Here is a 12,581-nt window from a genome sequence, read left to right on the forward strand (position 1 = left end):
TCGCGCCACAGACCTGGGATGCGGGTGCTCACACAGGACGGGGGTCGTGTGCACGCATGACGCATCAGCGAGCGGCGGACCATCGACCGTACTTCTTTCTGAGTTACGCGCACACACCGGGGTACGGCGGTGGTTCGGACCCGGATATGTGGGTCGAACGGTTATTCCAAGATCTCTGCGGACACGTGATGGCCATGACGAACCTCCCGGCGGGAGCGCCGGCGGGTTTCATGGACCGGGAGATACGTTCGGGCGAGGGCTGGTCCGAGAGGCTGGGGAATGTCCTGGCCAACTGCCGGGTCTTCGTCCCGCTGTTCTCACCGCGCTATTTCGCCAGCGAGATGTGCGGCAAGGAGTGGTACGCCTTCGAGCAGCGCGCCATCCACCACCGGGCCCGGTCGAACCAGCCGGCCGAGGCGATCGTGCCCGCCCTCTGGGTGCCGGTGCCCGCGAACCAACTGCCGGGCCCGGCCGAGCGGTTGCAGTTCAACCACCGGGACTTCGGGGACCGCTACGTCAGCGACGGGCTCTACGGGCTGATCAAACTCACCCTGTTCGCCCAGGACTACGAACAGGCCGTCTACCACCTGGCGAAGCGGATCGTCCACGTCGCCGACACCGTGGAGATCGGCTCGGGCAGACCGCTCGACTTCCGCCTCGTCCCCAGCGCCTTCGGCGCACCGGGCAGCGGAGCGGGCGCTCCGAGGCCCATGCGGATCACCATCGCCGCACCCACCCGGCACGACCTGCCGGAAGGCCGTAATCCGGAGTACTACGGCGACAACCCGCAGGAGTGGAACCCCTACCACCCGGCCGCCGCCAGACCTCTGGCCTACGTGGCGGAGGAGCTGGTGCGCTCCCTCAACTACCAGGCCATCGTCACTCCGTTCGACGAGGACATCGGGCAACGTGAGGGCAAGCAGTCGCCGAGCACTCCGGAGATCCTGCTGGTCGACCGATGGGCCTTGGAGGACGAGGACCTGAGACGGCGGCTCGCCGCCTTCGATGCCGAGAACCGGCCCTGGGTGACCATGGTCGTCCCCTGGTGCCGGGACGACCATCAGAGCAGGGCGGCCGAAGCCGAGCTGACCGAGAAACTTGAACAGACGATGCCGGTCAAGATGCGGCAGGGGCGGGCGTTCTGCCGTGTCGCGGCCAAGGGGGTACCCAGCATGGAGGCGTTCGGCCAGATCCTTCCCCAAGTGGTCGAGGTGGCCGCCCAGCAGTATCTGAGGCACGCCACGGTCTATCCACCGGCCGGCGGACGGCACAGCGAACGGACGCGGCTGATGGGGCCCATGGGCAACACCCAGTTCATACCCGACATGCACGACCCTGCGACGGATGCGGAGGACGTATGACAGCCGGTCGTGACGGGCGCATCGTCACTTTCTACTCGTACAAGGGCGGCACGGGGCGCACCATGGCCCTGGCCAACACCGCCTGGATCCTGGCAGCCAACGGCAAGCGGGTGCTGGCCGTCGACTGGGACCTGGAGGCCCCGGGACTCCACCGGTTCTTCCACCCCTTCCTCGACCCGTCGACACTCGGGGCCACCACCGGGGTGATCGACCTGATCACCGAATTCGCCTGGGCCGCGACCAACCCCGCACAGCGCGCCGACGACTGGCACCGCGACTACGCCCGCATCCAGCCCCACGCGGTCTCGCTCAACCCCGAGGCGCTCGGCTGGGAGTTCCCGAGGGGAGGCACCCTCGACTTCGTCTCCGCGGGGCGGCAGAACCGCGAGTACTCCGCGACCGTCTCCACCTTCGACTGGGACAACTTCTACGACCGGCTCGGCGGCGGCCACTTCTTCGACGCCCTGCGGGACGACATGAAGGCCAACTACGACTACGTCCTCATCGACAGTCGTACGGGCCTCAGCGACATCGCCGACATCTGCACCGTCCATCTCCCGGACATGCTCGTCGACTGCTTCACCCTCAGCGACCAGTCCATCGACGGAGCGGCCTCCGTCGCCCGTCAGATCGCCGAGCGCTACACCGGGCGGCCCATCTCCATCTTCCCCGTCCCGATGCGGATCGACGAGGGCGAGAAGGAGAAGGCCGACGCCGGCCGCGCGCTGGCCCGGCTGAAGTTCGACCGGCTGCCCCGCGACCTCTCCGGAGACGAACTCACCGCCTACTGGGGTGCGGTGGAGATCCCCTACCGCCCCTACTACGCCTACGAGGAGACCCTCGCCACCTTCGGGGACGAGGCCGGGCTCAGCAACTCCCTGCTGTCCGCGTTCGAGCGTCTCACCACGGTCATCACCCAGCAGGAGATCACCTCGATGCCCCCGGTGGGCGAAGAGGTGCGGCTGCGGATCCGCGACGCCTTCACCCGGCGCAGGCCCGCGCTGCCCGCCGATCTCTTCCTCAGCTACGTGGCGGAGAACCGGATGTGGGCCGACTGGATCGAATCGGTCCTGACCCGGGCCGGATTCCGGGTGGTGCCGCGGGACGTCTCCGCCGACACGGGGCCCGCGGATCCCGCTCAGACAGCGGCCGAGAGCGCGGCCCGCACCGTCGTGCTGCTCTCCAGCGCCTACCTCAAGTCGCAGAGGGCCGTGGACCTGTGGGAGCGGGCGGTCGCGGAGGACCCGGGCGGCGGACGGCGCCAACTGCTCCCCCTGAGGATCAGCGACGTCCGCCTCTCCGCGCCGTACATCGACCGCAACCCGGTCGACCTGTTCCGGCTGGACGAGGTCCACGCGACGACGGCGCTCATGCGCGCCCTGGACCGGCCGGTACAGCTCGGTGACGGCGCGTCGCCCGGCCCCCGCTTCCCCGGCACCGTGCCCAGGATCTGGAACGCGCCACCGCGGAACCCGGGCTTCACCGGCCGCTCCCTGGTCCTGGAGCGGATGCGGGACCAGCTCGGTGGCGGCATGGCCGTCGTACTGCCGCAGCCGCAGACCCTGTACGGCCTCGGCGGCGTCGGCAAGACCCAGGTGGCGCTGGAGTACGTGCACCGCTTCATGGCCGACTACGACCTGGTGTGGTGGATATCGTCCGAACAGACGGACGACGTGATCGCCGGGCTCGCCGAGCTGGCCGTACGGCTCGGCGCCCAGGGCGGTGACGACATGGCGGCGGCCTCCCAGGAGGCGGTCGACCTGCTGAGGCGCGGTGTGCCCTCGGACCGCTGGCTGCTCGTCTTCGACAACGCCGACGACCCCGAACGCCTCAGGCGCTACTTCCCGCAGGGCGGCTCCGGCCACATCCTGGTCACCTCCCGGAACCAGGCATGGTCCCAGCACGGTGACGCACTGCCGGTCGACGTCTTCCTGCGTGAGGAGTCGATCGAGCACCTGCAGCGCCGGGCCCCCGGACTCAGCGTCGAGGACGCCGCCCAGGTGGCCACGGCCGTCGGTGACCTGCCGCTCGCCGTCGAACAGGCGGCGGCCTGGATCGCGGAGACCGCGACGCCCATCGACACCTACCTGGAACAGCTCGCCCGGCAGGCGCCGCAGGTCCTCGCCCTGAACCAGCCGGCCGGCTACCCGCAGCCCGTGGCCGCGACCTGGAACATCTCCATCGAGCGGCTCAAGGAGCGCTCACCCGCGGCAGTACGACTGCTCCAGCTCTGCGCCTTCTTCGCCCCCGAGCCCATCTCGGCGAATCTCCTCTACAGCAAGGAGATGATCGAAGCGCTGAAGCCCTACGACTCCTCACTGCAGGAGAAGCTGGTGCTCGGCCGGGTCATCAGGGAGATCGGCCGCTTCGCCCTCGCCAAGGTCGACCAGGTGTCGAACTCCATCCAGGTGCACCGGCTGGTGCAGGCGGTGATCAGGGCCCAGCTCAGCGAGGAGGAGCAGGCGGAGGCCCGGCACGTCGTCCACCTCATCCTGGCGGGCGCCCGGCCCGATGACACCGAGCCGATCGACAACCCGGAGAACTGGCCGCGCTTCGCCACGATCTGGCCGCACCTCGGCCCCTCCGACGCGCGCAACTGCAGGGACCACGAGACCCGCAGGCTGCTGATCGACCGGGTGCGCTACCTCTGGAAGCGCGGGGACGTCAGGACCGCGGGCACGCTCGGGGAGGAGCTCCGCGCGACCTGGCTGGAGATGCTGGGGGAACGGGACATCCAGTACCTGTACCTCTGCTTCCACCTGTCCAACATCCTGCGCACCCGCGGGCGGTACGTGGAGGCGAAGGAGCTCGACGAGTTCACCCTGCGGCTGCAACGGGAGGTGCTGGGCCCGGAGCATCCGCACACGTACATGACCACCAGCGGACTGGCCATCGACCTGGGTCTGCTCGGGGAGTACGGGCGGGCGATCGAGCTGGCTACCGAAGCCCATGACGGCTTCAACCAGATCTTCCACGAGAGGCACGCCCGGACACTGGCGGCGGCCAACAACCTGGCGCTGAACCTGCGCAGCATCGGGCAGTACGCCAAGGCCCGGGAGATCGACCAGGACTGCTACGACCTGCGGTCGGAGGTGCTGGGACAGGAGCACCCGCACAGCCTGTCCTCCGCCCTCAACCTGGCGCGCGACCTGCGCGAGGTCGGACGGTACGAGGACTCCGTCGCGCTGCTCAGCCGGACGTACGACAGCCTCAAGTCGACCCTCGGCCGGACCTATCCCACGACGCTCAGCGCCGCCAAGAGCCTCGCGGTCTCGCTGCGCAGGGCGGGTCAGCTGGAGGACGCGCGCAGGCTGACGGTGGCCACCCGGGCCAGGTACCGGGCCAAGTACACCTCGGCCAACCCCGAATCGCTGGCCTGCGACCTCAACATGGCGGCTGACCTGTTCGCCGCGGGGGAGGCCGGCGACGCCAGGGACGCCGCGCAGGAGGTGGTCGACCAGTACATGAAGGTGCCGGGCGAGCAGCACCCGTACACCCTGGCCGCTCAGAACAACCTCGGCGTCTATCTCTCCGGGGCCGGCGCGTCCCAGGAGGCGGAGCAGCTGCTGACGCGTGTGGTCGCCTCGATGCGTGAGGTGTTCGGGCGCGAGCACCCCAACACCCTGCTCTGCGTCATGAACCTGGCCAACGCGACGGCCGACCGGGGCGAGCTCGACATCGTGCTGGAGACGGAGCGCAAGGTGGCCGGTCAGCTCAGGGAGGTCCTCGGGGCGCACCACCCGGAGACCCTGGCCATGACCTCGAACCTCGCGGTCACGCTCGACGCGATGGGACGCGGTGACGAGGCGCTGAGGCTGCGGATGGAGACGGGGGACGAGCTGGCCAGGCAGCTCGGTGACGATCACCCGCTGACGCGGATAGCGAGGACCGAGGAGAGGTTCCAGCGAGAGCTGGAACCGATGTCGGTGTGAGCCGACGGCTCCGGGGCCCGGCCGTGCCGGACCCCGGAGCCGTCGCAGCGGTCAGCAGGCCGTCGCCTCCCTCTCGTCCAGCAGCCAGTTGAGCACGGTGGGAAGCACGGACAGGGCGTCGAAGTGCGCCGCCGCGGGCTCCAGGACTGCGGTGGCGCCCGGGATCTGCCCGGCCAGCCAGCGGGAGTGGCCCACCGGCGAGAAGACGTCCTTCTCGCCGTGCCACAGCATCACGGGCGCCTTGATGTCCGCCGGGTCGAACCCCCACGGCCGGCAGAACGCCAACGCGTCGTCGATCCAGCCGTACGCCGATGTGCGCAGGCCCTCGCGGAAGTTGGCCAGCAGCATCATGCGGATCCCGGCATCGTTGACCACGACACGGTCGGAGTCGGTCAGCTCCCGGCGAAGGTCGTCCAGGAGCCGTGCCGGGTCCTGGCGGATCACCGCCGAGCGGCTGATGAAGGACTCCGCCAGCCCGTCCGGATCCGTCACCGCCCTGGAGTACGCGAGCACGTTGGACGCGGCCATGCCGTCGAACCAGTCGAGCCCTTCGGCGTCCCGGGGGGCCAGGCTGACCAGGGCGGCCGCGCGGGTGACCCGGTCCGGCATCAGCGCGGCGCAGGCCAGGGCATGCGGTGCGCCGCCCGAACGGCCGACCACGGCGAAGCGCTCCAGGCCCAGCGAGTCGGCGATCGCCCGTACGTCCTCGGCGACGTCCATCACCCGCCGTCCGGGCAGCCGGTCGGAGCCGCCGTACCCCGGCCGGTCGTAGCTGATCAGCTGCATCTTCCGCTGGTAGAGGACCATCCCCCGTGGAGCCGGGCCCAGGCGGCTGCCCGGCATCCCGTGCAGGAGGAACACCGGTCTGCCTCGCGGGTCCCCCTGTCGCTCGACCATCAGATGCCGTCCGTCCTCCACGCGCACCCGACTCCGCACCCGCTCCTCCGCTCGGTCACCCCGCTCGGCCCGGGCACCAAGTGCCCGGCGTGTACTGCCAGTTCGATGATGACCCATCGGGCGCGATAGCGGCACTCCCTGTCGGAACGAGCCGGTGGTGTTCGGAAACGTCCGGAGGCATTCGGTGGTGTTCGGCTTCAGGAGCGCCCCGTACAGCATCCGGACTCAAGGCGCTGTTTCAGGACAGGACTAGTCCTCACCCGCTGCCGATGAACAGTTGCACCGGGTGTTCGCAATCGGAACCGACGTGGTGAGACACCCCGGTTGTGAACACGTCGCGGGTGAACCGGTGTCGTCGTGTGTGCGTCCGGAAGTCGACCTTGTGTGCTATCGGCCGCATCGGAATAGTGGGCGCCCCATCCTCCGTGTTCCGGGCACCCCACTTGCCCGCCACACGGCCCCACAGGAGGTCGAAGTTGAAGCACCGACGCATATCCAGGAAGCGCGTGGCCATGGCCGGATCGGCCGTCCTCGCCCTGGTCGCGGCTGGAGTCACGTTCCAGACCGCGAACGCCAGTGACGACGTACCCCAGTTCGCCCCCCGGACCCTCAACGCGCACGCGGCCGGAAATCTCGCCGCGACGCTCGACAAGGCTCTGGGCGGCGACACGGCGGGCGCGTACTACGAGGCCAAGAGCAAGAGCCTCGTCGTCAACGTCGTCGACGACGCCGCCGCCGAGCAGGTCCGCCAGGCGGGCGGCAAGGCCAGACTCGTTCAGCACACGCTCGCCGAGCTGACGGACGCCCGGCAGACCCTCGCCGACAAGGCCACCATCCCGGGCACTTCCTGGGCCGTCGACCCGGTCACCAACAAGGTGGTCGTCACGGCCGACCGCACGGTCGACGGCGCGGCCTGGGACAAGCTCAGCAAGGTGGTCGAGGGCCTCGGCTCCAAGGCCGAACTCAACAAGTCCAAGGGGGAGTTCAAGCCGCTCATCGCGGGCGGCGACGCGATCTGGGGCAATGGCGGACGCTGCTCGCTCGGCTTCAACGTCGTCAAGGGCGGCGAGCCGTACTTCCTGACCGCCGGGCACTGCACCGAGTCGATCACCAGCTGGTCGGACTCCCAGGGCGGCGGGGAGATCGGTGCCAACGAGGGCTCCAGCTTCCCGGACAACGACTACGGCCTGGTGAAGTACACCTCCGACGTGGCGCACCCCAGCGAGGTGGACCTCTACAACGGCTCCACCCAGGCGATCACCAAGGCGGGCGACGCGACCGTCGGCCAGACGGTGACCCGCAGCGGCTCCACCACCCAGGTCCACGACGGTGAGGTCACGGCCCTGGACGCCACGGTCAACTACGGCAACGGCGACATCGTCAACGGCCTCATCCAGACCACGGTCTGCGCCGAGCCCGGCGACAGCGGCGGCTCGCTCTTCGCGGGCGACACCGCACTCGGCCTGACCTCGGGCGGCAGCGGCGACTGCTCCGCCGGCGGCGAGACGTTCTTCCAGCCGGTGCCCGAGGCACTGGCGGCGTTCGGCGCCGAGATCGGCTGATCTCCGGCTCTCTCCGAGCGCCGGTGAGCCCGCCCCCTCCTGCGAGGGGGCGGGCTCACCGCTTTTCCAGCCGGGCGTCGGGTCAGCAGGCGGGGAGCCCGTGCCCGCCGCGGTCGCCGGGGGCGAGCCAGATGACGGAGAGGTAGCCGACGCGGCCGTCGGCAGACTGCAGCCGGTACCAGAGGGTGCTCTCGTCCAGACCCTGATTGAGATCGTCGACGTCCTCCTGGTCCTGGCCGTTGGTGATCCGGTCCCCGGAAAGCCGGCACAGGGCGGTCAGGCGGTCGCCGGAGGCGAGGTCGCCCGGTACCGCGCACACCGGCGTCCGGTCCTTGCAGCGTTTCACCGGCTGAGTGGACAGGTAGGCGGGGTGGGCGGTGTCCTCACGCATCTGCGTGCGTCCGTCGGTCACCAGGTTCCGCACCACCACCGTGACCTCGTCCGCGGCCGAGGGGTCGGGCCCGGACCCTGGCGTCCCGGTGGGGACTGCGGGTGACGACGGCACCTGCGCCGAGGGCGAGGCGGGCTCCGGGGACGAAGGGGCCGGGGCGTCCGGGGCAGGAGGTGACGGCGCCGGAGTGGACGGCTCGGGCTCGCCGAGCAGTTCGTTGGTGAGGTCGTTGCTGCACTCGGGCCTGCGGACCTGCTTCTCGACGGGAATCTCCGCGGAGAAGACATAGCCGCGGCGCCCCGGGTGCGGGGCGCCGGCGCCGGGGGTGACCAGGAACCAGCGCCGGTCGGTGTCCGCGCGGCCGGGGACGGTGCCGGAGTCGATCCAGCACTCCATCGTCACGACGGTGCCGTCGGGCAGGCGGTCGATGATGTCGCAGCCCGTGGTCTGCCCTGCTGCGGGCATGCCGGGGCAGGAGCGCAGGTTCACCGCGCCGGAGCCGTCGTGGGAGCGGATCGTGCTGTCTCCGGAGTCCCGGGTCACTTCGGAGGCGGCGGCCGGGTCCGCGTGGCCGGCGGCGGCCGTTCCGTCGTGACCGGTGGTCGCGATCAGGTACCCGAGGAGCACGGCTGTCAGGACGAGAGGGATGACGAGGAAGAGGCGTATGCCTCGGCGGTCGCGCGCGGTCGGTTCGGTGCTCACGGTCAGCTCCATTGCTGATCAGGGCGGATGAGAGTTCTTCCCGTAGGGATGGATCGAAAAGGCGGACCGAATGTCGGATGACAGGAGACAACGGGGTTCCCGACACGGTCGGGTGCCCCATTGTCATTTGCATGAACTCGCTAGAGATCGCTGCACTGTGAGATGTTCCCGTCATGCCCGGAGGGTGACAGGTACTTGCCGAACATCCATGCCGTGTACCGGTTTTCCCGACCGCTCACCTGTACGTCCAGGTTCGGCTTGTCCGTGGGCCAGAGGACCTTGAACCAGACGGTTCCGCCGTCCGGCTCGCCGCCGTTGAAGCCCGAGTCCTCATGGCAGACGACCCATACGGACCTGTTCTGCAGCGCCATTCCGACGGCGGCGTCCGAATCGGGTCCCGCGCAGTCGTCAGCGTTGCAGATCCTGGCCATCAGGCCTTCGTCACGGTCGTCCACGAAGGTGTTGACGACCTTGTACCGCCAAGGCCCCTGGCTCTTCGCGCGGTCGCCGCCCTTGAAGCTGTCCGGCTCGTCCGTCCCCGTGCCGGCACAGGTGACATCCCCCTTGGCGTTGACGACCCGACAGCCGTCGCCGTCCCCGCCCGCGTTGCCGTTGTCCCCGCCGCGGCTTCCCTGAATCATGATGACGGCACCGGCGATCGTTGCCGCTGCGGTAATGCCGGCTCCCCAGAGCACTACATTCTTCTTTTTCATATCCCTCGCCTTTGAGGCCCGTCGCGGAGGGCGATCGGGTACGGCAAGTAAAGCCGCTCAAGGGGATGTGCGAAGACTGACGTGAGGTTTAGACCACGGAAGGGGAGAGAGCGCTCACTGTCACGCCTTCCTGCCGAAAGGCCAGCTCATTCAAGATCGATGATGCCGTCCTCGTGTGTACCGTTGAGTAGGATCATGATTGGCGGGCGCCGGTGTGTGGTTGACATCACCGATATGCCGCGTCGGAGTAAGGGGTGAATGCCCGCCATGTAAGTGACGGACACGTCGTATTGATGTTTCCCCGGGGTGAGCGTGTGGTCGAGGTGCGCCGCCGGAACGGCTGTTCGCCTCGCGCTGTCGCTGCGCCCCCGGCTGTCCATCCGCAGGATTCGGTGCGTGCTACCCCGGCGGCTCCGGTACGCGGCCGCAGGTGAACTCCGCGGTGGCGAAGAGCTCCGGTGTCAGGCGCACGCCTGTGATGCGCTCGGCGAGCGCGAAGGCGGCCTCGGTGTGCGCCTCGTAGCTCCGGTCGTCCTCGTCGCTGAGGTCGAATCCGGACTCCCGCATGTCGAGGACCAGTTCGTCGGGGTGGGTGCCGTCGCGATGGTAGGGGAAGAGGGGCTCGAAGTGCAGGCGCGTGGCCCCGTCCTCGTACCGGTAGAAGTGGTCGACCGCGTTGACGTTCCTGAAGTGGGAGACCACCGTCCGGTCGCGGGAGAGGGGGAGCATGGCCCTGGTCTCGGTGCCCAGGAAGCCGTTGTACTCGACCATCAGCGACCACTCGCCGACCGGGCTGATTCCCACGAACTGACCGTCCGAGTCCCACGCCTCGTACGTCGGCCCGCTCAGCTCCGCGACGCCTGTGATCCGCTCGCCCGGTTCGGCGCCCAGCGCTCCGAGCAGTTCGCCGGGGGTGAGTCCCTGGACGAGCGTGATGCAGTACGCCTCCATGAAGTGCGGGTACTGCTCTTCGAGCCATCCGTAGTCGGTGGCGGTGCTTGCGTCGGCCATGTGTGCAGAATCGCAGCAGCCACTGACATCCGGTCGTCCCGCGGCTCATGTCGACTCGGCCGGGCCCCGGCGGGACGGTCGTCGTGCGGACCAGGGGTCCGTACCCCGGGTCCGCACGGCGAGGAGGGCGTGCCGCCAGGCGTGGGAGGCGAGGATCAGGCGGCTTGGGGCGCTCCGCCGATGCCCGACTCGGCCGGTGCCACCCCGAAGATGTCCACCGCGTGGTAGTACGTCCACGCCGTGCTGTTGCACGAGGTCAGCTTGGCGCCGGAGTAGGCGGCGCACACCCGCTTGAGGTCCGAGTAGAACGCGGAGTCGATGCGGGACTTGTTCGCGGAGAACGTGCCCGCGGCCTTGTAGTTGCGGTAGCCGAAGTCGTGGCGGGCGCAGGCCGTCTGGAACGGGAAGCCGAACGGGTTGTCGGGGGAGGTGCTGCAGTAGTCCGTCGACCAGTCGAAGGCGTACGCGGACCACGCGCCCTGGTTGTTGCGGGCGGAGTTCCACGCGTTGTAGCTGGAGGCGCTCGTCTGGGTCCAGGAGCTGAGGACCTGCGGCTTGTCCGACGGGGCGGCCGAAGCGGAGGCGGCCGGTACGAGGGCGAGCGGGAGCGACAGGGCGACCGCGGCGAACGGGATGGTGAATCTGCGACGCATGAGCAACCTCCGGCGGATGAAAGGGGGTTGTGCCGACCGTGCTCCTCGCGGGTCGCGCGAGGCAGCTCCAAGAATGACGTCATGCACCTGTCATGCCTAGAGGGTTCGCCGGTTGGTCGTCAGGAGTTCGCTGCGGCTCGGGCCGCGGGCAGCCGGAGGCCCCGGCCCGTGAGGGTGGGCCGGGGTCCGGATGTCGTGTTCGCGGCGTCATGCTTCCGGGCGCCGTGGCGCCGTGGCGCCGTGGCGCCGGGGTGCCGTGGCGCCGGGGCCGTACCCCGGGCCCGTGTCCGACCGGTGCCGGTCTCAGCCGGGGTGCGAGCCGCCGCCGGAGGCGTCCGTCGTCCGCGGCGTCCCGTCCGTGTCCCGGCGGCGCATCGACAGGAGCAGGGTGAGGACCGTCCCGACGACCGCCCAGGCGGAGAGCACCAGCAGCGGGCCGGTGACCGCGTTGCCCCGGAAGTACGCGATCGAGCGGGCGACCCAGGTGCCCGCGCCGGGCGGAAGGGCGGGGCCGATCGCCCGCCAGAAGTCCGGCAGCATCGGCAGCGGGAAGGCGCCGCCCGCGCTCGGGTTGCCCGCGACCACGATGAGCAGGACGGCCAGGCCGATGCCGACGATGCCGGTGAGCGCCTCCAGGGCGAGCGTGATCATGCCGACCGCGAAGACGACCAGGGCGCCCAGTCCGGCCAGGGCCCACACGCTGCCCGGCAGCGCTCCGAGAATCGGTCCGATGATGACCGCGCCGCCGATCCCGCCCGCGATCGAGTACAGCGCCATCACCGCGGTGCGGATCACCGCGCGCTGCCGGTTGGCGGGTTTGGTGCCCGCGCTGATCGCCAGGATCGAGGCGCAGAGGTAGCCGCCGACGCACCAGCCCACGACCAGGTAGAACGAGGAGAGGCCGTCGAAGTCGTCCGGGGAGGCGGGGGCCACGTCCACGGTCCGCACCGTGCGCTGCCGGGGGCCCTCGGCCTCCTTGATGATCGTGGCCAGCGAGGTGGCCAGCACGGTGCCGCCGCCGGAGGCGACGAGCAGGGTGTCGGTGGCTCCGGTGGGGCTGACGATCAGGGCGCCGTCGATGTCGCGGTTCTGGACCTGCCGGCGGGCCTCGGCCTCGCCGGAGACCGCGCGCGGGTCCAGTGGTCCGCCCGGCAGGCCGTCCAGCTGGGTGACGAGCCGCCCGGACACCTGTTGCGGGGCGACGACCCCGAAGGGGACGTCCGTCGGGTCGGGGCGGTGCAGCGCGCCGACGTAGGAGGCGATGAAGAGCAGTTGCAGCGCCAGTACGCCGACGACCAGCAGGGCGGCCCGTGCGGTGACGGCGTTCTTCACCTCGTCAGCGAAAGTCATGCCCCCACG

9 protein-coding genes are annotated in these 12,581 nt (G+C 69.8%); 3 read left to right on the forward strand and 6 right to left on the reverse strand.

From position 1 onward, the window contains the following. The first annotated feature begins 56 nt into the window (after positions 1-56). Together fsxC and fxsT are read left to right on the forward strand one after the other, a co-directional pair. Positions 57-1,361, forward strand: coding sequence for an FxsC protein (gene fsxC, locus ACFUNE_RS27630; RefSeq protein ID WP_383573622.1), 1,305 nt, complete (start codon positions 57-59; stop codon positions 1,359-1,361). Next, positions 1,358-5,293 carry an FxSxx-COOH system tetratricopeptide repeat protein gene (gene fxsT / locus ACFUNE_RS27635; RefSeq protein ID WP_383573624.1) on the forward strand — a complete coding sequence of 1,312 codons (3,936 nt, stop codon included), beginning with the start codon at positions 1,358-1,360 and terminating at the stop codon, positions 5,291-5,293. The genes fsxC and fxsT overlap by 4 nt, the downstream gene beginning before the upstream one ends. Positions 5,294-5,344: 51 nt before the next feature. Here fxsT and ACFUNE_RS27640 read toward each other — a convergent pair whose 3' ends face one another. Then, the gene (locus ACFUNE_RS27640; RefSeq protein WP_383573626.1) at positions 5,345-6,229 is read right to left on the reverse strand and encodes an alpha/beta fold hydrolase; all 885 of its coding nucleotides are present in this window, start codon (positions 6,227-6,229) and stop codon (positions 5,345-5,347) included. A 437-nt stretch (positions 6,230-6,666) separates the two neighbouring features. Between ACFUNE_RS27640 and ACFUNE_RS27645 the strand changes: the two genes are divergently transcribed. Next, positions 6,667-7,752, forward strand: a complete 1,086-nt coding sequence (locus tag ACFUNE_RS27645; RefSeq protein WP_383573628.1) for a S1 family peptidase — start codon at positions 6,667-6,669, stop codon at positions 7,750-7,752. An 82-nt stretch (positions 7,753-7,834) separates the two neighbouring features. Here the strand turns inward: ACFUNE_RS27645 and ACFUNE_RS27650 are convergent, their stop codons facing one another. The 5 genes from ACFUNE_RS27650 to ACFUNE_RS27670 all read right to left on the reverse strand — a co-directional run bounded on the left by ACFUNE_RS27650 (position 7,835) and on the right by ACFUNE_RS27670 (position 12,572). Beyond that, positions 7,835-8,845, reverse strand: coding sequence for a hypothetical protein (locus ACFUNE_RS27650; protein WP_383573630.1), 1,011 nt, complete (start codon positions 8,843-8,845; stop codon positions 7,835-7,837). 140 nt (positions 8,846-8,985) lie between these two features. Then, positions 8,986-9,558: a hypothetical protein gene (locus ACFUNE_RS27655; RefSeq protein WP_383573632.1), complete on the reverse strand. Its 573-nt coding sequence runs from the start codon at positions 9,556-9,558 to the stop codon at positions 8,986-8,988. 399 nt (positions 9,559-9,957) lie between these two features. Continuing rightward, the gene (locus ACFUNE_RS27660) at positions 9,958-10,569 is read right to left on the reverse strand and encodes a DUF6461 domain-containing protein (protein WP_383573634.1); all 612 of its coding nucleotides are present in this window, start codon (positions 10,567-10,569) and stop codon (positions 9,958-9,960) included. A gap of 155 nt (positions 10,570-10,724) precedes the next feature. After that, positions 10,725-11,222 (reverse strand): phospholipase, encoded by a 498-nt coding sequence (locus tag ACFUNE_RS27665; protein ID WP_383573636.1) that lies wholly within the window; start codon positions 11,220-11,222, stop codon positions 10,725-10,727. A 303-nt stretch (positions 11,223-11,525) separates the two neighbouring features. After that, positions 11,526-12,572: a DUF3533 domain-containing protein gene (locus tag ACFUNE_RS27670; RefSeq protein ID WP_383573638.1), complete on the reverse strand. Its 1,047-nt coding sequence runs from the start codon at positions 12,570-12,572 to the stop codon at positions 11,526-11,528. Between the last annotated feature and the right edge of the window lie 9 nt (positions 12,573-12,581).

Origin of the sequence: Streptomyces sp. NPDC057287, from assembly GCF_042667905.1 — a bacterium.
Lineage (GTDB): Bacteria > Actinomycetota > Actinomycetes > Streptomycetales > Streptomycetaceae > Streptomyces.